Source organism: Rhodopseudomonas sp. WA056 (assembly GCF_010906995.1).
Lineage (GTDB): Bacteria > Pseudomonadota > Alphaproteobacteria > Rhizobiales > Xanthobacteraceae > Rhodopseudomonas > Rhodopseudomonas palustris_G.
This window is the reverse complement of sequence record NZ_QPFS01000087.1, coordinates 1-22,218: the sequence shown is the minus strand read 5'-3', so window position 1 is coordinate 22,218 and position 22,218 is coordinate 1. Positions and strand designations below refer to the sequence as shown.

Below are 22,218 nucleotides of genomic sequence, written 5' to 3'. Positions count from 1 at the left end.
CGGTTCCGCCGCCGATGCACGCAGCCCCGCGCCCGGCCATGCCGTCGCTGCCGTCGCAGGCCGCCCCGCGGATGGCGCCGCCGCCTGCTGCCGCCCGCATGGCCCCGCCGCCCCACATCGCACCGCCGCGGCCACCGGCGCCGCCAAGGACCGCCCCGCCGCCGCGGCCGCAGGGCCCGGCCAAACGCTGCCCGCCGGGAGTGAGCCAATGCTGAACCGGACGCAGGTCGTCTGAATCGCCTGCCCGCCCGCCGCGGCGGGCGGGCGAGACGGGGCGGGGAGGCCTCGTCCGGTCGGCCGATCCGCACCGTTCCGCCTTGCGTTATCGGGGAATCCCGCTATAACGCGCGCCATCTCACACGGAAACATGGCTCGCAAGGCCGTCCGGTGGCACCGGGCCGCGAGGGGATTCGTCCCCACGTGAGGCACGGTTGCCCACACGTTTCCGGAGGAACCAACCGGAGAACTACCTATGTCGCTTCCTGAATTCTCGATGCGTCAGCTCCTCGAAGCTGGCGTGCATTTCGGTCACCAGTCGCATCGCTGGAATCCGAAGATGGCGGACTACATTTTCGGCGTCCGCAACAACATCCACATCGTCGACCTGACCCAGACCGTGCCGATGCTGCATCGTGCGCTGCAGGCGATCAGCGACACCGTCGCCAAGGGCGGCCGCGTGCTGTTCGTCGGTACCAAGCGCCAGGCGCAGGACGCCGTCGCCGATGCCGCCAAGCGCTCGGCGCAGTACTTCGTCAATTCGCGCTGGCTCGGCGGCACGCTGACCAACTGGAAGACGATTTCGGGCTCGATCCGCCGGCTCCGTCACCTCGAAGACGTGCTGAGCTCGGCTGACGCCAACGCCTATACCAAGAAGGAGCGCCTCGAGCTGCAGCGCGAGCGCGACAAGCTCAACCGCTCGCTCGGCGGCATCAAGGACATGGGCGGTCTTCCGGATCTGATCTTCGTGATCGATACCAACAAGGAAGACATCGCGATCCAGGAAGCCCAGCGTCTCGGCATTCCGGTCGCCGCGATCGTCGATACCAATTGCGATCCGAAGGGCATCACCTATCTGGTGCCGGGCAACGACGACGCCGGTCGCGCCATTGCGCTGTACTGCGATCTGGTCGCCCGTGCGGTGATCGACGGCATTTCGCGCGCGCAGGGCGATGTCGGCATCGACATCGGTGCGGCGTCGCAGCCGCTGCGTGAAGACCTGCCGGCGGCGCAGGCTTCGTCCTTCCAGGGTCTGCCGGGTCCGCGTGGTACCCCGGACGACCTCAAGAAGCTGGCGGGCGTGTCCGGCGCGATCGAGAAGAAGTTCAACGACCTCGGCATCTTCCACTTCTGGCAGCTTGCCGAGCTCGACCAGGCCACCGCGCATCAGATCGGCGAAGAAGTCGGTCTGCCGAGCCGGGCCGATGCCTGGGTGGCGCAGGCCAAGTCGCTGACCGCCGAGGCGGAGTAATACGAGGCGATGCGGCCGGCATCCGGCCGCATCGTTCCGTCGTCAAAATCTGAGATGTGTTCCTGATTGCGAACCGCGGGCTTCGGCTGCGCGGTCGCACTCACAGGCAGAGGGCTTATTAGCGATGGCAACGATTACTGCAGCAATGGTCAAGGAGCTGCGCGAGACCACCGGCGTCGGCATGATGGATTGCAAGCAGGCGCTCGCCGAGACCGACGGCAACATGGAGGCCGCGATCGACTGGCTGCGCAAGAAGGGCCTGTCGAAGGCAGCCAAGAAGGCCGGCCGCGTCGCCGCGGAAGGTCTGATCGGCGCGCTCACCGACGGCACCAAGGGTGTTGTCATCGAGGTCAACTCCGAGACCGACTTCGTTGCGCGCAACGAGCAGTTCCAGGGGTTGGTCAAGATGATCGCCCAGGTGGCTCTGAAGGTCGGCGCCGACATCGACGCGATCAACGCCGCCCCGGTCGGCTCGACCACGGTCGCCGGCGCGATCGCCGACGCCATCGCCACCATCGGCGAGAACATGACGCTGCGCCGCGCCGCCGCGCTGGAAGTGTCGCAGGGCGTGGTCTCGAGCTACGTCCACAACGCGGTGATCGACGGCGCCGGCAAGATGGGCGTGATCGTCGCGCTGGAATCCGCCGGCAAGGCCGACGAACTCGCGACGCTCGGCCGCCAGCTCGCGATGCACGTCGCCGCCGCCAATCCGCAGGCGCTCGACCCGGCCGGGCTCGATCAGGCCGTGGTTCAGCGCGAACGCGAGGTGATGGCGGACAAGTACCGTCAGCAGGGCAAGCCGGAAAACATGATCGAGAAGATCGTCGAGAACGGCCTGAAGACCTACTACAAGGAAGTCTGCCTGCTCGAGCAGGCCTACATCCACGACGACAAGGGCAAGTCGGTCGCCCAGGCCGTGAAGGAAGCCGAAGGCAAGGTCGGTGCGCCGATCAAGGTCGCCGGCTTCGTCCGCTACGCGCTCGGCGAAGGCATCGAGAAGCAGACCTCCGACTTCGCTGCCGAAGTCGCGGCTGCTTCGGGCCAGAAGTAAGCGTTTCGTGCTTCGCGACTTCCGGCCTTCGGGCCGGGAGTCGTTCGGCCAACAGGGGGCAACGACCGCGTCATGGCTGAGCCGATCTATCGACGTGTGCTGGTCAAGCTGTCGGGCGAATCTTTCGCCGGTCCCCAGGATTACGGTATCGATCAGGCCACCATCGATCGGGTGGCGAGCGAACTGATCGCCGCCCGCGCGCTCGGCGTCGAAATCGCAGTGGTGATCGGCGGCGGCAATATTTTCCGCGGCGTCGAAGTCTCCGCCCGCGGCGTGTCGCGGACCACCGGCGACACGATGGGCATGCTGGCCACCGTGATGAACTGCCTGGCGCTCGCCGAAGCGCTGCAACGTCATGGCCAGAAGGCGCGTACCCTGGCTGCGCTGATGATGCCGGAAGTCTGCGAACTCTACACCCGGGCCGCCGCCGAACAGACGCTGCGCGAAGGCGGAATTGCGCTATTCGCCGCCGGCACCGGCAATCCTTACTTCACAACCGACACGGCCGCAGTGCTGCGAGCCGCCGAGATCGGCGCCGGCGCGGTGCTCAAGGCGACCAACGTCGATGGTGTCTACACCGCCGATCCGAAGCGCGATCCGAATGCGAAGCGGTTCGAGAAGCTGACCCATTCCGAAGCCCTTGCCGGCGGCTACAAGGTGATGGATGCGACGGCTTTCGCGCTTGCCCGCGAAACCTCGCTGCCTATCATCGTGTTCTCGATCGCCGACCCCGGTTCGATCGGTGCGGTGCTACGTGGTGCGGGACGCGCCACGGTGGTGGCGGGCTGACAGGCGACCGCCGCGCTTCGCACGGCGATGGTGATTTCAGATTTCAGGAAGAGAGAGGCGGTTATGTCCGACAAGTTCGACATCAACGAATTGAAGCGGCGGATGCAGGGCGCTGCGCAGTCCCTGAAGCACGAACTCGGTGGTCTGCGTACGGGGCGCGCCTCGGCCTCGATGCTCGAGCCGGTGCAGGTCGACGCCTATGGCAGCCACATGCCGCTCAATCAGGTTGCCACCGTGTCGGTGCCGGAGCCGCGGCTGATCTCGGTGCAGGTCTGGGACAAGTCGATGGTCAAGGCGGTCGAGAAGGGCATCGTCGATTCGAACCTCGGCCTGTCGCCGGCGACTGAAGGACAGGTGATCCGGCTGCGGATCCCCGAGCTGAACGAAGAGCGCCGCAAGGAGCTGGTCAAGGTCGCGCACAAGTATGCCGAAGCCGCCCGCGTCGCGGTCAGGCACGTCCGCCGCGATGGCCTCGACACCATCAAGAAGCTGGAGAAGGCCCACGAAATCTCCGAGGACGACCAGAAGCGGCTCGACACGGAAGTTCAGAAGGCCACCGATGCGACCATCGGCGAGATCGATCAGTTGCTCGCGAACAAGGAAAAGGAAATCCTGACCGTCTAGCCTGTTCGCTGTGATGATCGCCGGGTCGCGGCCCGGCGAGATTCTGTGCGCGGGCGATCGTTGCCTGTGATCTTGGCCGCAGCGATCGCGGCGGGTCGTGGCGGCACTTCGGCTCTTGTCGTCGTCTCGACTATAACTTACTGATCTCGAATAATTTCTGGCAGCGAGCCGGTGATCTTCTCGCGGGATGATGCTTCGGGAATGAGCGATGTCGAAAGCTGCCGCGCCTCTGCCTGACCCGTCCGAGCCGTCGAGCGCTCCGGCGCATGTCGCGATCATCATGGACGGCAATGGGCGTTGGGCGGCGGCGCGGGGGTTGCCGCGCGCCGAAGGACATCGCCGCGGCGTCGAGGCGCTGCGCCGGGTGGTTCGCGCTTCCAGCGAACTGGGTATCCAGTATCTGACGATCTTCTCGTTCAGCTCGGAAAACTGGTCGCGGCCTGCCACCGAGATCGGCGACCTGTTCGGCCTGCTGCGCCGCTTCATCCGCAACGATCTGGCTTCGCTCCACCGGGACGGGGTGCGGATCCGGGTGATCGGCGAGCGCAACCGGCTCGCGCCCGATCTTTGCCAGTTGCTGGACGAGGCGCAGGAACTCACTCGCAATAATACCAAGCTCAATCTGGTGGTGGCGTTCAACTACGGCTCGCGCCAGGAGATCGCCAACGCCGCCCAGCGGCTGGCGCGCGAAGTGGCCGAGGGCAAGCGCGACCCGGAGAGCATCGATATCGCAACGCTTGGACGCTATCTCGACGCGCCGGATATTCCCGATCCCGACCTGATCATCCGCACCAGCGGAGAACAACGATTGTCGAATTTCCTGATGTGGCAGGCTGCGTACAGTGAGCTGGTGTTCGTGCCCATTCACTGGCCGGACTTCGACAAGGCGGCGCTGGAAGGCGCGATCGCCGAATATTCCCGGCGCGAACGCCGGTTCGGCGGATTGGCCGCCAAGACAGGATCGTGACACGCGTGAGTGAGGACAAGGCGGCGCCGGCGCCGGCGGCCGAGCAGGGGTCCCGGAATTTGGTCATGCGAATCGCCGCTGCGCTGGTGCTGGCGCCGGGCGCGATCGCGATCGCGTATCTCGGAGGCTGGCCTTGGGCGTTGCTGGCGACCGCGGTGGCGGTCGGCCTGTTCATCGAATGGCTGTCGATTGTCGGAGCGGCGCGTGATTTCCGCGTGCTGGTGCTCGGCTGTCTGTGCCTGATCGTCTGTGGACTGGGATTGGCCTTCGACAAGCCGGTGCCGGCGATGGTCGCGGCGGCGCTCGGCGTCGGCGGATTGGCGCTGCTCGGCGATCAGCCGCGGCGCTGGACCGCCTCCGGGCTTGCTTACGCGGCGGCGGCGCTGATCGCATCGATTCTGGTGCGGCTCGACCCTGACCACGGCTTTCCAGCCCTGGTGCTGATCCTGATGGTGGTGTGGGGCGCCGATATCGGCGGCTATTTCGTCGGTCGAACGTTGGGCGGTCCGAAGCTGTGGCCGCGGGTCAGTCCGAAGAAAACCTGGTCCGGCGCGATCGGAGGATTGTCCCTCAGCCTCCTGGTGGGGCTTGGTTTCGGTCTTGCAGGGTTCGGGAAAGTGCTGCCGTTGCTTGGGCTTGCGGCGATTCTCTCGATCGTGTCGCAACTCGGCGATCTGTTCGAATCCGCCGTGAAGCGGACGTTCGGCGTCAAGGATTCGAGCCAGATCATTCCCGGTCATGGCGGGCTGCTGGACCGGCTCGACGGCTACGTCGCCGCGGTGGTGACAGCCGTGCTGATCGGCCTGACTCGCGCGCCGCTGGATGGTATTGGCAGCGGACTTATGGTGTGGTGATCCGATGAGTGCAGTCCCCCTGAAAAATGCCCCGTCCGCCCATAACGGCGTGCGGACGGTGAGCGTGCTCGGTGCGACCGGTTCGATCGGCGACAGCACGATGGATCTGATCCGGGCTGCGCCCGAGCGCTACCGGGTCGAAGCTCTGACCGGCAATGCCAATGTCGCGGGCCTCGCCAAACTGGCGAAGGAATTCAACGCTCGCTTCGTCGCGGTCGCCGACCCGGCGCGGCTCGGCGAGTTGCGTGCGGCGCTGGCCGGCACCGACATCGCCTGCGGCGCGGGCGAAAGTGCGGTGATCGAAGCCGCCGCACGGCCCGCCGACTGGGTGATGGCGGCGATTTCCGGCGCCGCCGGGCTGAAGCCGGCGCTGGCCGCGGTCGACCGCGGCACCACCGTCGCGCTCGCCAACAAAGAGTGTCTGGTGTGTGCCGGCGATTTCTTCATGAGCCGGGCCGCCGCTGCCGGCGCGCAGATCCTGCCGGCCGATTCGGAACACAATGCGCTGTTCCAGGCGCTGGCCTCCGGCAACCGTCATGAATTGACCCGGGTCATCATTACGGCTTCGGGCGGGCCGTTCCGCACCTGGGCTGCCGCCGATATCGAGCAGGCGACGCTGGCGCAGGCTCTGAAGCACCCGAACTGGAGCATGGGCCAGAAGATCACCATCGATTCGGCGTCGATGATGAACAAGGGCCTCGAGGTGATCGAAGCGTCGTATCTGTTCGCATTGTCGCCGGACGAAATCGACGTGCTGGTGCACCCGCAGTCGATCGTCCATGGTCTGGTCGAATTCGCCGATCATTCCGTGGTGGCACAGCTCGGCGCGCCCGACATGCGGATTCCGATCGCGCATTGCCTCGGCTTTCCGGATCGGATTACCGGACGCGCCGCCAGACTGGACCTCGCCAAGATTGGTCAATTGACCTTCGAAGCGCCTGATTTTGCGCGTTTTCCGGGGCTTCGCCTAGCCTATGACGCGCTTCGTACCGGGCATGGTGCGACGACGGTGTACAACGCCGCCAACGAGGTCGCGGTCGCCGCCTTCATCGCTCAGAAGATCCGGTTCGGGGCGATTGCTCGTCTGGTCGAGGACACGCTCGATCGCTGGGTGCGCGCCGGCAATCTGGCGCCGCTCGGCTCCGCCGACGATGCCATCGCACTCGACCGCCAGGCACGAGACCTGGCTGCCACCCTGTTGCCTCAAATTGCCGCAAAGGCATCTTAGAGGACCAGGGAACAGGGCCGTCGGTTCTGCTCGAAAGGAATGGGATGGCCGATCTTTTTCTGAATAGCTACAATACGTTAAGCCACGGCCTGATCGGCTACGTGGTGCCTTTCCTGTTCGTCCTGACGATCGTGGTGTTTTTCCACGAGCTCGGCCATTTTTTGGTCGCCCGCTGGAACGGCGTGAAGGTTCTGACCTTCTCGATCGGATTCGGCCCGGAGATCGTCGGCTTCAACGACCGCCATGGTACCCGCTGGAAGTTGTCCGCTGTGCCGCTCGGCGGCTACGTCAAATTCTTCGGCGACGACAGCGAGGCGAGCACGCCCTCCGGCGAGGCGCTGTCACAGATGTCGGCCGCGGATCGTGCGGTCAGCTTCCACCACAAGCCGGTCGGGCCGCGCGCGGCGATCGTGGTCGCCGGTCCGCTGGCCAATTTCATCCTTGCGATTGTCCTGTTCACCTTCCTGTTCAGCGTGTTCGGGGTGCCCAGCACGTCGGCGCGGGTCGACGGGGTGCAGCCGGGCAGCGCCGCCGAATCGGCCGGGTTCCGGCCGGGCGACGTGGTGACCTCGATCGATGGCAGCGCGATCGGCAGCTTCCTCGAGATGCAGCGCATCGTCAGCGCCGAGGCCGGCCGCCAGCTCAGATTTACCGTTAAGCGCGGCGATTCGACGGTCGACCTGACGGCGACGCCGGAGCTGAAGGAGATCAAGGACCGCTTCGGCAACGTCCAGCGCCTCGGCATTCTCGGAATCAGCCGGTCCACCGCCGCGGGGGAGGTGACCACCGAGCAGGTCAATCCGGCGGTCGCGCTGTGGATGGGGGTCAAGGAGACCTGGTTCGTCGTCGATCGGACGTTCTCTTATATCGGCGGTATTTTCACCGGGCGTGAGGCGGCCGACCAGCTCGGCGGGCCGCTGCGGATCGCCCAGGTGTCGGGGCAGGTGGCCACGATCGGCTTCACGCCGCTGCTGCATCTGGCTGCGGTGCTGTCGATCTCGATCGGGCTGCTCAACCTGTTCCCGGTTCCGCTGCTCGATGGCGGGCACCTGCTGTTCTACGGGATCGAAGCCGTCCGCGGCCGTCCGCTGTCGGAGCGGGCCCAGGAGCTCGGGTTCCGAATCGGGTTGGCCCTGGTGCTGATGTTGATGATGTTCGCGACCTACAACGACATCCTCCATCTGGCGTCGTCTTGATGTATTCCATCCGTCAAACGTGGCGGATGGGCAACGTGTTGGAATGAAATTGAAATCGCATCGCGAAAGGACGTTTGCCACCCGGGCAAAATTGTCTACAAGCGAGGCAACCTGGGGATTCTGTCGGTGCGGGACACTGTGCCGGCATCGGAATGACAAGGGCGCGTAGCGCATGAAAGTTGGAATGCGAGTGTTGCGGGGGGTAGTCGGTGCCGCCCTGGTGTTTTTCGCCGTACCTGTCGCCACGACGGCGGTCGGGGTGGTGATGGCGTCTCCTGCCGCTGCCCAGTCCGCTTCGTCGATCGCGGTCGAGGGCAACCGGCGGGTCGAGGCCGAGACCATTCGCTCCTATTTCAAGCCCGGTCCGGGCGGTCGCCTCGATCAGGGGTCGATCGACGACGGCCTCAAGGCGCTGATCGAGACCGGTCTGTTCCAGGACGTGCGCATCAACCAGGCCGGTGGCCGGCTGGTGGTCAGCGTCGTCGAGAACCCGGTGATCGGGCGCCTGGCGTTCGAGGGCAACAAGAAGATCAAGGACGAGCAGCTTTCGGCTGAAATCCAGTCGAAGCCGCGCGGCACGCTGTCCCGCCCGATGGTGCAGGGCGACGCGCTGCGGATTGCCGAAATTTACCGCCGCTCCGGCCGTTACGACGTTCGCGTCGACCCGCAGATCATCGAGCAGCCCAACAATCGCGTCGATCTGGTGTTCGTGATCACCGAAGGTCCGAAGACCGGCGTGAAGTCGATCGAATTCGTCGGCAACAAGACCTATTCGTCCTATCGCCTGAAGGACGTCATCAAGACCCGCGAATCCAACCTGCTGAGCTTCCTCGGCAGCGGCGACGTCTACGATCCGGACCGGGTCGAGGCCGACCGCGACCTGATCCGCCGCTTCTATCTGAAGCACGGCTTTGCCGACGTGCAGGTGGTGGCCGCGCTCACCGAGTACGACCCGGAGCGCAAGGGCTTCATGGTGACCTTCCAGATCGAGGAAGGTCAGCAGTACCGCGTCGGTTCGGTGACCTTCGACTCCACGATCCCGACGCTCGATGCCAATTCGATGCGCAGCTACTCGCGCGTCAATGTCGGCTCGCTGTACAACGCCGAGGCGCTGGAGAAGTCGGTCGAGGAGATGCAGATCGAGCTGTCGCGGCGCGGTTATGCGTTCGCGACCGTGCGTCCGCGCGGCGATCGTAATTTCGACGAGCACACCGTCTCGATCGTGTTTTCGATCGAGGAAGGTCCGCGCGTCTACATCGAGCGCATCAACGTCGTCGGCAACACCCGGACCCGCGATTACGTGATCCGGCGCGAGTTCGATATCTCCGAAGGCGACGCCTACAACCGTGCGCTGGTCGATCGTGCCGAGCGCCGGCTGAAGAACCTCGACTTCTTCAAGTCCGTGAAAATCACCACCGAGCCGGGCTCGTCGAGCGACCGCGTCATCCTGGTGGTCAATCTCGAAGAGAAATCGACCGGCGACTTCTCGGTGTCGGGCGGCTATTCGACCAGCGACGGTGCGCTGGGTGAAGTCTCGGTCTCGGAACGCAACTTCCTCGGCCGCGGCATCTTCGCCAAGGCGTCGGTGCAGTACGGCCAGTACGCCCGTGGCTACTCGCTGTCGTTCGTCGAGCCGTATCTGCTCGACTACCGCGTCGCGCTCGGCCTCGACCTGTATCAGCGCGAACAGCTCGCCAACCGGTACATCTCGTACTCGACCAAGACGCTCGGCTTCAGCCCGCGCCTCGGCTTCGCGCTGCGGGAAGACCTGTCGCTGCAGATCCGCTACTCGCTGTACCGGCAGGAGATCACGCTGCCGTCGTACCTGAACAACTGTAACAACATCCCGAGCAGCAGCTCGTTCTTCCCGACGCCGCAGTACATCGCCGCCAACAACCTGCAGAGCACCTATGGCGTGCTGGGCTGCTACGGCGACGGCGAAGCATCTCTGCCGGTCCGTATCGGTCTGGCCGGCGGTGCTTACTGGACCTCGTCGCTGGGCTACACGCTCACCTACAACACCCTGGACAACATCAAGAACCCGACCGACGGTCTGCTGGTCGATCTGCGTCAGGACTTCGCCGGTGTCGGCGGCGACGTGAAGTTCATCAAGACCGCGTTCGACGCCAAGTACTACACCCCGCTGGTGGCGGACCTGATCGGCTTGATCCATCTGCAGGCCGGCAATCTGAGCACCTATGGCGACAACCAGCTCCGGATGCTCGATCACTTCCAGATGGGCTCGAACCTGGTTCGCGGCTTCGCCCCGAACGGTATCGGTCCGCGCGACATCGGCACCTACGCCATCTACGGCTACGGCGGCGACGCGCTTGGCGGCACCAACTACTGGGGCGCGTCGGTCGAGTTGCAGATGCCGTTCTGGTTCCTGCCGAAGGAAGTCGGGCTCAAGGGCGCGATCTACGCCGATGCCGGTTCGCTGTTCGACTACAAGGGACCGACGTCATGGACGCTCACCGGTGAAGTCAACACTCCGGGCTGCACCCCGGCGAGCCAGACCACGATCGGCACCTGTTCGGGCCTGAACTATGACGACACCAACCTCGTCCGCACCTCGGTCGGTGTCGGCCTGATCTGGGCCTCGCCGTTCGGACCGCTGCGCTTCGACTACGCGATCCCGATCACGAAGGGTAAGTACGACCGCGTTCAGGAATTCAAGTTCGGCGGCGGCACTTCGTTCTAAGGCGGTTTCTAGCGACGCCGGAACCGGCTCGCGTAAGAGAATCGCCCCAACCCCAACAACAGTAGATCCGGCTCTGACTCTGTCAGAGCCGGATCAGCTCTAAGTCCTGCAGGCCGGACCGCGACCGAAGGAATGGCATCAACCTCGTTTTTCCCACCGCGTCCTTCGTCCACGCTGGCCGAGATCGCCAGCCTGACGAAGGCGACGCTGGTCGATGCTTCGCAGGCGGAGCATCGCATCACCGGACTTGCCTCGCTCGACGAGGCCGGGCCGATGCATTTGACCTTCTTTGAAAATCTCCGCTACGCCGACGACCTCGTCGCGACCCGCGCTGGGGCCTGTCTGGTCAGCGAGCGGTTCGAGGGCAGGGTGCCGCCGCACGTTGCAGTGCTGCGAGCGCGGCGGCCGTTCCATGCCTTTGTCGAAGTCGCCCGCCAGCTCTATGCTGACGCGCTGCGGCCGCGCACCGGTCTCGCCGGACAGGGCATCGCGCCCACCGCGGTGATCGACGATACCGCCAAGCTCGAGGACGAGGTCACGGTCGAGCCGCTGGCGGTGATCGGTCCCGACGTCGAGATCGGCGCCGGCACGGTGATCGGGGCGGGGGCGGTGATCGCCGCCGGGGTGAAGATCGGCCGGGATTGCGACATCGGCGCCGGCAGCCATCTGCAGCACGCCCTGATCGGCAACAACGTTCTGATGCATCCCGGCTGCCACATCGGCCAGGACGGCTTCGGGTTCATTTTCGCGGGCCGCCACACCAAGGTGCCGCAGACCGGCCGGGTGATCATCCAGAACGACGTCGAGCTCGGGGCCGGCACGACGATCGACCGCGGATCGCTGCGCGACACCGTGATCGGCGAGGGCACCAAGATCGACAATCAGGTTCAGATCGGCCACAACGTAACAATTGGTCGACATTGCGTGATCGCCGCGAAATGCGGCCTTGCCGGCAGCCTGACGCTGGGCGACAACGTCGCGCTGGGAGCGATGGTCGGCATCAACAATCACGTGTTGATCGGCGACGGCGCCCAGGTGGCGGCGATGTCCGGAGTAAAGGACAGCATTCCGGCAGGTGAGCGCTGGGGCGGCATGTTCGCCAGGCCGACCAGGACATGGTTCCGGGAGATGCTGGCAGTACGGCGGCTCGCTGAGGCCAGCGGGCCCGAGACGGCGGCGAAACCCGACGACGACAGGGATGAAGGACGGGGGTGATGGAATCACCGATTCGATTTGAGCACGTTGATATCAACACCATCCTCAAAACCCTGCCGCACCGTTTTCCGTTTCTGCTGATCGATCGCGTGATCAACATCCGCGAGGATTACAGCGGCATCGGCATCAAGAACGTCACCGTGAACGAGCCGGCGTTTCAGGGGCACTTCCCGGAGCGTCCGGTGTATCCCGGCGTGCTGATGATCGAGGGCATGGCGCAGACCGCCGGGGTGATCGGCATCCTGTCGGTGACCGGCACCGAGAAGCCGCGCGCGGTGTATTTCCTGACGATCGACAAGTGCAAGTTCCGCAAGCCGGTGATGCCGGGCGATACCGTTGAGTATCACCTGACGCGCACCGGCAGACGGAAAACGATGTGGTGGTTTCACGGCGAGGCCAAGGTCGACGGCCAGATCGTCGCCGAAGCCGATGTCGGCGCGATGCTGGCAGATTGACGGGCTGAATGAGCACAATCGACTCGACTGCGCGGATCGAAGACGGAGCGGTACTCGGCGACGGTGTGGAGATCGGCCCGTATTGCACGATCGGCCCCCATGTCAGCATTGGCGCCGGGACCCGTCTGATCGGCCACGTCAACGTCACCGGCCACACCACGATCGGTGAAGGCTGCACCATCCATCCGTTTGCTTCACTCGGCGGCGCGCCGCAGTCGACCGGCTACAAGGGCGAGCCGACCACGCTGGTCGTCGGCAACGCCTGCACCATCCGTGAAAACGTGACGATGAACACCGGCACGGTCGGGGGCGGCGGCGTCACCCGGGTCGGCGACCGCGGGTTCTTCATGGCGGCCAGCCATGTCGGCCACGACTGCATCGTCGGCAACGACGTGATCTTCGCCAACGCCGCCACCCTCGGCGGTCATTGCGAGATCGGCGACTTCACCTTCATCGGCGGCATGACGGTGCTGCAGCAGTTCACCCGGGTCGGGCACCAGGTGATGATCGGCGGCATGACCGGGCTGCGCACCCATGTCATTCCCTACGCGCTCGCCAACGGCATCTATGCGAAGCTGTCCGGGTTGAATATCGTCGGCATGCGCCGGCGCAAATTCACCAAGGAGCGGCTGAGAATTGTGCGCGCGTTCTACGACGACCTGTTCCACAGCGCCGGCCCGCTCGCCGAACGACTGGAGCGAGTGCGATCGCGCACCGGGGAGGACCCGGCAATCGCCGAGATCGTCGGCTTCATCGACGACATCAAGGCCCGAGGCGGACGCGGCCAGCGCGTCGCGCTGTGCATGGCGCGCGAAGGCGGCGCGAGCGTCAACGACGACGACGACGCCTGACCGGCCGGTGCTCCGGCCATGACCGATTCTCTCCCACCGCTCGGCGCCAAGGTCGGCATCATCGCCGGCGGCGGCGCGCTGCCGTTTGCGGTCGCCGATACGCTCGCCGCGCGCGGTCTGACGCCGGTCCTGTTCGCGCTGAAGGGAAGCTGCGACTCCGAGCGTGTGGCTGCGTATCGACACCATTGGCTGCCGATGGGCGCGCTGGGCAGGCTGTTGCGGCTGTTGCGCGCCGAGGGATGCCGCGACCTGGTGTTCATCGGCTCCTTGGTGCGGCCGGCGCTGTCGGAGATGCGGCTCGACTGGGGCGCGATCAAAGTTCTGCCGGCAGTGCTGGCGGCCTATCGCGGCGGTGACGACCATCTCCTGACCGGGGTCGGCCGATTGTTCGAGCGCCACGGCTTCCGGCTGCTCGGCCTGAAAGACGTCGCCAGCGATCTGTTGATCCCGCAGGGCTGCCTGACCCGCGCTGCACCGGATGCGCGCGTGGAGGCCGACATCGCCAAGGGGCGCGCAGTGCTGGCGGCGCTGAGCCCGTTCGATATCGGCCAGGGCTGCGTGGTGATCGACGGTCACGTCGTCGCGGTCGAGGATACCGGCGGTACCGACGAGCTGCTGCGACGCGTGGCGCAGCTCCGTGACAGCCGGCGGATTCGCGCCAAGCCCGGTCATGGCGTGCTGGTGAAGGCGCCGAAGGCCGGCCAGGATCTGCGCTTCGATCTGCCTGCGGTCGGACCGACGACCATCGAAGGGCTGGTCGCGGCGCGCCTCGGCGGCGTCGCCGTGGTCGCCGGGCATACCGTCGTCGCCGAGCCGCAAACGATGATCGCGGCCGCCGACAGGGCCGGGCTGTTCGTGATCGGAACGCGCGAATGACGGCCGCCGGATCGCAGGAGGATCGCGTTCGGACCGTGTATCTGATCGCGACCGAGGAGTCCGGCGATCGGCTCGGCGGCGCGCTGATGCGCGAGCTCCGCGCCCGGTTCGGCGCGCGGGTCCGGTTCGCCGGAATCGGCGGCCACTCCATGGCCGGCGAGGGGCTGGTGTCGCTGTTTCCGATCGAGGAATTGTCGATCATCGGCTTCGCGGCCGTGGTGCAGCGGCTGCCGCTGATCCTGAAGCTGATCCGCCGCGCCGCGGACGCAGTGCTCGCCGCCAAACCCGACATCCTGGTGATCATCGACAGCCCCGACTTCACCCACCGCGTGGCGCGGCGGGTCCGGCTCCGCGATCCGGCGATTCCGATCGTCGACTACGTGTCGCCGACGGTGTGGGCGTGGCGGCCGGGGCGGGCGCGGGCGATGCTCGGCTATGTCGATCACGTGATGGCGCTGCTGCCCTTCGAGCCGGCCGAGTATCGCCGGCTGCAGGGCCCGCCATGCAGCTATGTCGGTCATCCGCTCACCGAGCAGTTCGACTCGCTGCGGCCGAGCCAGACGGAGCAGGCGCGCCGCGATGCCCAGCCGCCCGTGCTGCTGGTGCTGCCGGGCAGTCGGCGCAGCGAAGTCCGCCACCACGCCGCCGCGTTCGGCGACTCGCTGGCCAAGCTGAGGCGCGATGGCGTCGCGTTCGAGGCGGTGCTGCCGACCACGCCGCATCTCGAGGCCCTTGTCCGCGCCGCGGTCGCCTCATGGGAGGTGCAGCCGCGCATCGTGGTCGGCGAACAGGAGAAGCGCGCCGCGTTCCGGATCGCGCATGCTGCGCTGGCGAAGTCCGGCACCGTCACGCTGGAGCTGGCAATCGCCGGCGTGCCGATGGTGACCGCCTATCGGGCCGGCAGTCTGGAGATTTGGATCGCACGGCGGGTGGTGCGTCCGGGCACGGTGATCCTCGCCAATCTGGTGATCGGCGACGACGTGGTGCCGGAGTTCATTCAGGAGGATTGCGTCGCGGACAGGCTCGCGCCGGCGGTGCGCGATCTGCTCGGCGACACCCCGGCGCGGCGCCGCCAGCTCGCCGGCTTCGCCAGGATCGACGCCATCCTGTCGACCGGCGACCAGACCCCGAGCGGACGTGCGGCTGACATCGTAGCGGACGTGATGCAGAGGCGCCGCTCGATCGGCTGACCAACTGGTCAGCACGCCTGATCGATGGATTGAAGCGGGATTTAGCCAGTCCCAGGGAGGCGGAGTTCTCGTCCTGCGTCCCGAGGAGCTTGGCTTGAGACGGTGCTTCGTGCTCCCTCAACCATGACGTCGTATCTGTCGTGATCGCTCCGAAACGCGGCCCTGTGTCTGTCAAGAGCAGCACTGCTCCGGTGATCAAGTCCTCAAAACAAAAGGACCGGCACAAGGCCGGTCCTTCGAACTGTTAGCAGGTGAAGAAGCGTCAGCCGCGCTTGCTGATCTCGACGTAGTTGCGGGTGGTCGCACCGGTGAAGAGCTGGCGCGGACGGCCGATCTTCTGCTGCGGGTCTTCGATCATCTCGCTCCACTGGCTGATCCAGCCGACGGTGCGGGCGACCGCGAACAGCACGGTGAACATGTCGGTCGGGAAGCCCATCGCCTTCAGCGTGATGCCCGAATAGAAGTCGACGTTCGGGTACAGCTTGCGATCGATGAAGTACTGATCGTTGAGCGCGATCTTCTCCAGCTCCATCGCCACCTTGAGCAGCGGGTCGCCGTGGTGGCCGGTCTCGGCCAGCACTTCGTGGCAGACCTGCTGCATGATCTTGGCGCGCGGATCGTAGTTCTTGTAGACGCGGTGGCCGAATCCCATCAGCCGCACCGACGAGTTCTTGTCCTTCACCTTGGCGATGAAGTCCGGAATGTTCTCGACCGTGCCGATTTCCTTCAGCATCGCCAGCGCCGCCTCGTTTGCGCCGCCATGAGCCGGGCCCCACAGGCAGGCGATGCCGGCCGCGATACAGGCGAACGGGTTGGCGCCCGACGAGCCGGCGATGCGGACCGTCGAGGTCGAGGCGTTCTGCTCGTGGTCGGCGTGCAGCGTGAAGATCTTGTCGAGTGCGTTGGCCAGCACCGGATTGACGACGTATTCCTCGCACGGCGTGGCGAAGCACATCCGCAGGAAGTTCGCCGCGTAGCTCAGCGAGTTCTTCGGATAGATGAAGGGCTGGCCGCTCGAGTATTTGTAGGCCATTGCCGCCAGCGTCGGGATCTTGGCGATCATCCGGATCGAGGCGACCATCCGCTGGGTCGGATCGTTGATGTCGGTGGAGTCATGATAGAACGCGGCGAGCGCGCCGACCGAAGCCACCATCACCGCCATCGGATGCGCGTCACGACGGAAGCCCTGGAAGAACCGGGCCATCTGCTCGTGTACCATGTTGTGGCGGGTGACGCGGTAGTCGAAATCTTCCTTCTGCGCCTTGGTCGGCAGTTCGCCGTACAGCAGCAGATAGCAGGTCTCGAGGAAGTCGCCCTTTTCGGCGAGCTGTTCGATCGGGTAACCGCGGTACTCGAGAACGCCGGCGTCGCCGTCGATGTAGGTGATCTTGGACTGGCAGCTCGCCGTCGAGGTGAACCCGGGATCGTAAGTGAACATCCCGGTCTGGGCATAGAGCTTGCCGATGTCGATGACGTCGGGGCCGACTGTTCCGGTCAGGACCGGAAGATCGTAGTTCTTGTTTCCAACCGTCAGCGTTGCCGTTTTGTTGTTGGTCGTTGCGTCCATCGTGTGGTCCCCGATGTTCGTTGGCGAAACCAGCCGTATGCGCAGCGCTCTTGCGAGCGAGACTGGTTGTCTTGAAGCGCTGGCGGGAATGCGTAGCTCATTGCAGTGTGCACCGCAAGGCGGCCGGACGCGAGCCGTTTCCCCGGGCTTTTACCCGGCCTGATCGGCCAGCCGCGACAGGCATTCGTCGCGTCCCAGCACCGCCAGAACGTCGAAGATTCCCGGCGATGTGGTCCGTCCCGTGAGCGCCACCCGGAGCGGTTGCGCCACCGCCCCGAGCTTCAGCCCGGCCTGCTCGGCGAAGCTGCGCATCGCCGCCTCGGTGGTGGCCGCGGTCCACGGCGTGACCTCGTCGAGCGCAGCGCGCATCCGGCCGATCAACTGCCGGGTTTCCGGCGTCAGCACTGCCTGGGCCTTCGGATCGAGCGACAGCGGCCGGTCGGCGAAAATGAAGCCGGCATTGTCGAGCAGCTCGAGCAGCGTCTTGGCACGCTCCTTCAGCCCCGGCATCGCCTGGGTCAGCTTGGCGCGGATGCTGTCGTCGAACTTGGCGGCGATCGCCGGCCCCTGCGGGATGTATTTCAGCAGGTCTTCGAGCTGGGTCACGAGACAGTGATCGTCGCTCTGGCGGATGTAGTGACCGTTGAGGCTTTCGAGCTTGGCGAAATCGAACCGCGCCGCCGAGCGGCCGATCGCCGGCAGGTCGAATGCCTCGATCATTTCCTGCGTGGTGAAGATTTCCTGATCGCCGTGGCTCCAGCCGAGACGCACCAGATAGTTGCGCAGCGCGGCGGGCAGGTATCCCATCGCCCGATAGGCGTCGACGCCGAGCGCGCCATGGCGCTTCGACAGCTTCGAGCCGTCGGGACCGTGGATCAGCGGGATGTGCGCCATCACCGGCAGCTCCCACGCCATCGCATCGTAGATCTGCTTCTGCCGCGCCGCGTTGATCAGATGGTCGTCGCCGCGGATGACGTGGGTGACCCCCATGTCGTGATCGTCGACCACGACCGCCAGCATGTAGGTCGGGGTGCCGTCCCCACGCAGCAGCACCAGATCGTCGAGATTCTCGTTCTGCCAGGCGACACGGCCCTGGACCTGATCCTCGATCACGGTCTCGCCGGTGAGCGGCGCCTTCAGCCGGATGGTCGGCTTGACACCCTCCGGCGCTTCGGACGGATCACGGTCTCGCCAGGTGCCGTCATACAGCTTGGCGCGGCCCTCGGCGCGGGCCTTGTCGCGCATCGCCGCCAGCTCCTCGGCGGTGGCGTAGCAGCGGTAAGCCTTGCCGGCCGCCAGAAGCTGCTCGGCGACCTCGCGGTGCCGGGCCGCGCGGGCGAACTGGTAGACGGTGTCGCCGTCCCAATCGATCCCGAGCCATTTCAGGCCGTCGAGGATGGCGTCGATCGCCTCCTGGGTCGAGCGCTGGCGGTCGGTGTCCTCGATTCGCAGCAGCATGGTGCCGCCGTGCTTGCGTGCGTACAGCCAATTGAACAGCGCGGTGCGGCCTCCGCCGATGTGCAGGAAACCAGTGGGCGAGGGCGCGAAGCGGGTGACGACGGGACGGGTCATTCGAACCAAATGCAGGGAAGGGAACGCGCCGGAGCGGCACGCAGGGTGTATAGCAGGATCGGCGCATAACTAAAGTGGTCCGCGCAGGCCGAAGGGGTTGGCGCGGGGCGGCGGATTTGGCAGATACCCCTTTCGGTTCCGACCAGCAGGACGATTGACGAATGACCACGGCAGATACAGCGGCGGGCGAGGCAGGGCGCGACTTCATTCGCGACATCGTCCAGGCCGATCTCGACAGCGGCAAGCACCGGACCATCGTGACCCGGTTCCCGCCGGAGCCCAACGGCTATCTGCACATCGGCCACGCCAAATCGATCGCGCTGAATTTCGGCATCGCGCAGGAATTCGGCGGCCGCTGCCATCTGCGGTTCGACGACACCAATCCGACCAAGGAAGAGCAGGAATACATCGACTCGATCCAGGCCGACGTCCGCTGGCTCGGGTTCGACTGGGGCGAACACATGTTCTACGCCTCGGACTATTTCGAGCAGCTCTACGCCTGGGCGGAGCTGATGATCCAGAACGGCGACGCCTATGTCGACGACCAGTCGCAGGATGAGATCCGCGCCAGCCGCGGTACGCTGACCGAGCCGGGCAAGAACAGCCCGTTCCGCGACCGCTCGGTGGAGGAAAACCTCGACCTGTTCCGGCGGATGAAGGCCGGCGAATTCCCGAACGGCACGCGGGTGCTGCGCGCCAAGATCGACATGGCGTCGGGCAACATCAACCTGCGCGATCCGGTGCTGTACCGCATTCTGCACGCGCACCATCCGCGCACCGGCGACACATGGTCGATCTATCCGAGCTACGACTACGCGCACGGCCAGTCGGATGCGATCGAAGGCATCACCCACTCGATCTGTACGCTGGAGTTCGAAGACCACCGCCCGTTGTACGAATGGCTGCTGTCGAAGCTGCCGGTGCCGTCGCAGCCCCGGCAGTACGAATTCGCGCGGCTCAACATCACCTACACGCTGCTGTCGAAGCGTGTGCTGACCGAGCTGGTGCGCGGCGGCCATGTGGCGGGCTGGGACGATCCGCGGATGCCTACGATGGCGGGGATACGGCGCCGCGGCGTGCCGCCGGCGGCGCTGCGAGACTTCGTCAAGCGGATCGGCGTCGCAAAGGCCAACAGCGTGGTCGATCTCGGGATGCTGGAGTTCTGCATCCGCGAGGAATTGAACCGCTCCGCCCAGCGCCGGATGGCGGTGCTGAAGCCGCTGAAGGTGGTGATCGAGAACTATCCGGAAGGCCAGACCGAGGAGCTCGAGGCGATCAACCATCCTGATGATCCGAGCCTCGGCACCCGCAAGATCGCTTTCGGCCGCGAGATCTATATCGAGCAGGACGACTTCATGGAGAACCCGCCGAAGAAGTTCTTCCGGCTGTCTCCCGGCAACGAGGTGCGGCTGCGCTACGCCTATTTCATCAAGTGCCGTGAAGTGATCAAGAACGACGCCGGCGAGATCGTCGAGCTGCGCTGCACCTACGATCCGGAAACCCGCGGCGGCAACGCGCCCGACGGCCGCAAGGTCAAGGCGACGATGCACTGGCTGCCGGCCGCGCAGTCGGTCAAGGCGGAGATCCGGATCTACAATCAGCTATTCGCCAATCCGGCGCCGAGCGCGGCGACCTTCGCCGACGATCTCAATCCGCAATCGCTCGAAGTCCTGACCGACGCGCGGATCGAACCGGAGACGGCGGCGAGCGCTTCGACCGAGCCGCTGCAGTTCGAGCGTCAGGGCTACTTCGTTCGCGATCGCGACTCGACCGCAGACAAGCCGGTGTTCAATCGCACCATCGGGTTGCGCGATACCTTCGCCAAGGAAGTCGCGAAGGGCTGAGCTAGCTCCAATCCTGATTGCGCTCCGCCGGCAATTGCCGGCGAAGGCATTCTGCTCCACTGTTCCGCTCGCGGCGGACGGGGGCGAGTGCCGTGGAGCGGCGCGATCGGACCACAGCACGGACATGGCCGACCGGGGCGCCAGCCGGCGCCGGTGCGTTGCTGCCGTCCGGCCTGTCGTGGCGGCCGGCGTTCCTCGACCGTCTCCGGGATTGGGCGCGGGCCGAAGCGGGGCCGGGCCGGCTGCTGCCATGGACGCCGGTGGCGTTCGGCACCGGCATCGCGCTGTACTTTGCCGCCGATCATGAGCCGGTCGCCTGGGTGGCCGCCGCGACCGCGGTCGTGCTCGGCGTCGCCGCCGTGCTGCTGCGGCGAAGCCGGGCGTTCGCGCCGGTGCTGCTGATCGCGGCGCTGACGGCGGGCTTCGCCACCGCGGCGCTGAAGGGCGAACGAATTGCGCATCCGGTGCTGGTGGCGCCGGTGTTCGCCGCCGAGCTAAGGGGCTTCGTCGAGGTCCGTGAGGAACGCGAACGCTCCGACCGCTTCGTCCTGCGCGTCACGCAGATGCAGGCGGCGCGGGCGCCGGCGCTCGAACGGGTGCGGCTGTCGGTACGGAAGGGCACGGCGCCGGCGGTCGGCAGTTTCGTGACGCTGAAGGCGCGGCTGCAGCCGCCGCTCCAGCCGCTTCGGCCGGGCAGCTACGACTTCGCGCGCGATCTGTATTTCCAGGGCATCGCCGCCTCCGGCTTCGTGCTCGGCGCGATCGCCACCGCCGAGCCGCCGCAGGACGCCGGCTGGCGGCTTCGCTACGCCGCGGTGATGCAGGGGCTGCGCGACGCGATCGACGCACGGATCCGCGCCTCGCTGGGAGGAGACGTCCGCGCGATCGCCACGGCGCTCCTCACCGGCAAGCGCGACGCGATCTCGACCCCGGTGAACGATGCGATGTTCGTCTCCGGCCTCGGCCATGTGCTGTCGATCTCCGGTTATCACATGGCGGTGGTGGCCGGCGTGGTGTTCTTCGCGTTGCGCGCGCTGCTGGCGATGGTGCCGCGGCTGACGGTGACGTTTCCGATCAAGAAGGCGGCTGCGGCTGCAGCGCTTGCCGCCGCAGCGTTCTATCTGGCGCTGTCGGGCGCGGAGGTCGCGACCCAGCGGTCGTTTCTGATGACCGCGGTGGTCCTGATCGCCGTGATGGTCGACCGCCGTGCCATCACCTTTCGGACCCTGGCGCTGGCCGCGTTGATCGTGCTGCTGATCGCGCCGGAAGCCCTGCTACATCCCAGCTTCCAGATGTCGTTCGCCGCCACGCTCGGTCTGGTCGCACTGGTGCAGGTCGGCATGCCGGCGTTGTTCGCGAAGGCGGACAGTTCGGCGACGGCGCGTGCGGCGCTGTGGGGCGGCCGGGAAATCGCGCTGCTGCTGCTCGCCTCGCTGGTCGCCGGACTGGCGACGATGCCCTACGGCGCCTATCACTTCCACCGCATCACGCCCTATGGCGTGCTCAGCAATCTGGTGGCGATGCCGGTGGTCTCCGCGATCGTGATGCCGGCCGGAATGCTCGGCCTCGCCGCGATGCCGTTCGGCCTCGATGCGCCGTTCTGGCGGATCATGGAGATCGGTATCGACTGGATGATCGTGGTGGCCCAGTGGGTCGCGGCGTTGCCCGGTGCGGTCGGCCGGGTCACCGCATTCGGCGTCGGGCCTCTGCTCGTGGCGTCGCTCGGCCTGGTGCTGATCGGATTGCTGCGCACGCCGCTGCGCCGGGGCG

The 22,218-nt window shown here is 66.0% G+C and carries 18 protein-coding genes and 1 pseudogene; 17 read left to right on the top strand and 2 right to left on the bottom strand.

Annotation, left to right across the window (positions count from 1 at the left end):
- The 15 genes and pseudogenes from DU475_RS24115 to lpxB form a co-directional block, all read left to right on the top strand.
- Window positions 1–235: pseudogene (locus DU475_RS24115) on the top strand (hypothetical protein); the annotation flags it as partial.
- 237 nt (window positions 236–472) lie between these two features.
- Window positions 473–1,468, top strand: a complete 996-nt coding sequence (locus DU475_RS16525; protein ID WP_013502292.1) for a 30S ribosomal protein S2 — start codon at window positions 473–475, stop codon at window positions 1,466–1,468.
- 124 nt (window positions 1,469–1,592) lie between these two features.
- Window positions 1,593–2,519 carry a translation elongation factor Ts gene (gene tsf, locus DU475_RS16520; protein WP_013502293.1) on the top strand — a complete coding sequence of 309 codons (927 nt, stop codon included), beginning with the start codon at window positions 1,593–1,595 and terminating at the stop codon, window positions 2,517–2,519.
- Window positions 2,520–2,591: 72 nt separating this feature from the next.
- The gene (gene pyrH / locus DU475_RS16515) at window positions 2,592–3,308 is read left to right on the top strand and encodes a UMP kinase (protein WP_164632749.1); all 717 of its coding nucleotides are present in this window, start codon (window positions 2,592–2,594) and stop codon (window positions 3,306–3,308) included.
- A 63-nt stretch (window positions 3,309–3,371) separates the two neighbouring features.
- Window positions 3,372–3,932 carry a ribosome recycling factor gene (frr, locus tag DU475_RS16510; RefSeq protein WP_013502295.1) on the top strand — a complete coding sequence of 187 codons (561 nt, stop codon included), beginning with the start codon at window positions 3,372–3,374 and terminating at the stop codon, window positions 3,930–3,932.
- Between the two features lie 208 nt (window positions 3,933–4,140).
- Window positions 4,141–4,899 (top strand): isoprenyl transferase, encoded by a 759-nt coding sequence (locus tag DU475_RS16505; protein WP_013502296.1) that lies wholly within the window; start codon window positions 4,141–4,143, stop codon window positions 4,897–4,899.
- Between the two features lie 5 nt (window positions 4,900–4,904).
- Complete coding sequence (locus tag DU475_RS16500; RefSeq protein ID WP_164632750.1) at window positions 4,905–5,753, top strand: phosphatidate cytidylyltransferase; 849 nt, start codon at window positions 4,905–4,907, stop codon at window positions 5,751–5,753.
- 4 nt (window positions 5,754–5,757) lie between these two features.
- Complete coding sequence (gene dxr / locus DU475_RS16495; protein WP_013502298.1) at window positions 5,758–6,981, top strand: 1-deoxy-D-xylulose-5-phosphate reductoisomerase; 1,224 nt, start codon at window positions 5,758–5,760, stop codon at window positions 6,979–6,981.
- A gap of 44 nt (window positions 6,982–7,025) precedes the next feature.
- The gene (rseP, locus tag DU475_RS16490; RefSeq protein WP_013502299.1) at window positions 7,026–8,177 is read left to right on the top strand and encodes an RIP metalloprotease RseP; all 1,152 of its coding nucleotides are present in this window, start codon (window positions 7,026–7,028) and stop codon (window positions 8,175–8,177) included.
- A 172-nt stretch (window positions 8,178–8,349) separates the two neighbouring features.
- The gene (gene bamA, locus DU475_RS16485; protein ID WP_164632748.1) at window positions 8,350–10,878 is read left to right on the top strand and encodes an outer membrane protein assembly factor BamA; all 2,529 of its coding nucleotides are present in this window, start codon (window positions 8,350–8,352) and stop codon (window positions 10,876–10,878) included.
- 132 nt (window positions 10,879–11,010) lie between these two features.
- Complete coding sequence (gene lpxD / locus DU475_RS16480; RefSeq protein WP_164632747.1) at window positions 11,011–12,093, top strand: UDP-3-O-(3-hydroxymyristoyl)glucosamine N-acyltransferase; 1,083 nt, start codon at window positions 11,011–11,013, stop codon at window positions 12,091–12,093.
- Window positions 12,093–12,548, top strand: coding sequence for a 3-hydroxyacyl-ACP dehydratase FabZ (gene fabZ / locus DU475_RS16475; RefSeq protein ID WP_013502302.1), 456 nt, complete (start codon window positions 12,093–12,095; stop codon window positions 12,546–12,548). The genes lpxD and fabZ overlap by 1 nt, the downstream gene beginning before the upstream one ends.
- Window positions 12,549–12,556: 8 nt before the next feature.
- Window positions 12,557–13,399: an acyl-ACP--UDP-N-acetylglucosamine O-acyltransferase gene (gene lpxA / locus DU475_RS16470; RefSeq protein ID WP_164632746.1), complete on the top strand. Its 843-nt coding sequence runs from the start codon at window positions 12,557–12,559 to the stop codon at window positions 13,397–13,399.
- Between the two features lie 18 nt (window positions 13,400–13,417).
- On the top strand, window positions 13,418–14,275 hold the full coding sequence (locus tag DU475_RS16465) for an LpxI family protein (protein ID WP_047309575.1): 858 nt from the start codon (window positions 13,418–13,420) through the stop codon (window positions 14,273–14,275).
- Window positions 14,272–15,465: a lipid-A-disaccharide synthase gene (gene lpxB / locus DU475_RS16460; RefSeq protein WP_164632745.1), complete on the top strand. Its 1,194-nt coding sequence runs from the start codon at window positions 14,272–14,274 to the stop codon at window positions 15,463–15,465. Before DU475_RS16465 ends, lpxB begins: the two co-directional genes overlap by 4 nt.
- A gap of 262 nt (window positions 15,466–15,727) precedes the next feature.
- Here the strand turns inward: lpxB and gltA are convergent, their stop codons facing one another.
- Window positions 15,728–17,032, bottom strand: a complete 1,305-nt coding sequence (gene gltA, locus DU475_RS16455; RefSeq protein ID WP_013502306.1) for a citrate synthase — start codon at window positions 17,030–17,032, stop codon at window positions 15,728–15,730.
- 150 nt (window positions 17,033–17,182) lie between these two features.
- The gene (gltX, locus tag DU475_RS16450; protein ID WP_142882795.1) at window positions 17,183–18,604 is read right to left on the bottom strand and encodes a glutamate--tRNA ligase; all 1,422 of its coding nucleotides are present in this window, start codon (window positions 18,602–18,604) and stop codon (window positions 17,183–17,185) included.
- A 161-nt stretch (window positions 18,605–18,765) separates the two neighbouring features.
- On the opposite strand from gltX, the gene DU475_RS16445 reads away from it, so the two are divergent.
- Both DU475_RS16445 and DU475_RS16440 read left to right on the top strand, forming a co-directional pair.
- Complete coding sequence (locus DU475_RS16445) at window positions 18,766–20,448, top strand: glutamine--tRNA ligase/YqeY domain fusion protein (protein ID WP_164632744.1); 1,683 nt, start codon at window positions 18,766–18,768, stop codon at window positions 20,446–20,448.
- Window positions 20,449–20,540: 92 nt separating this feature from the next.
- The coding region (locus tag DU475_RS16440) for a ComEC/Rec2 family competence protein (RefSeq protein WP_164632743.1) at window positions 20,541–22,218 on the top strand (1,678 nt) is incomplete at its 3' end.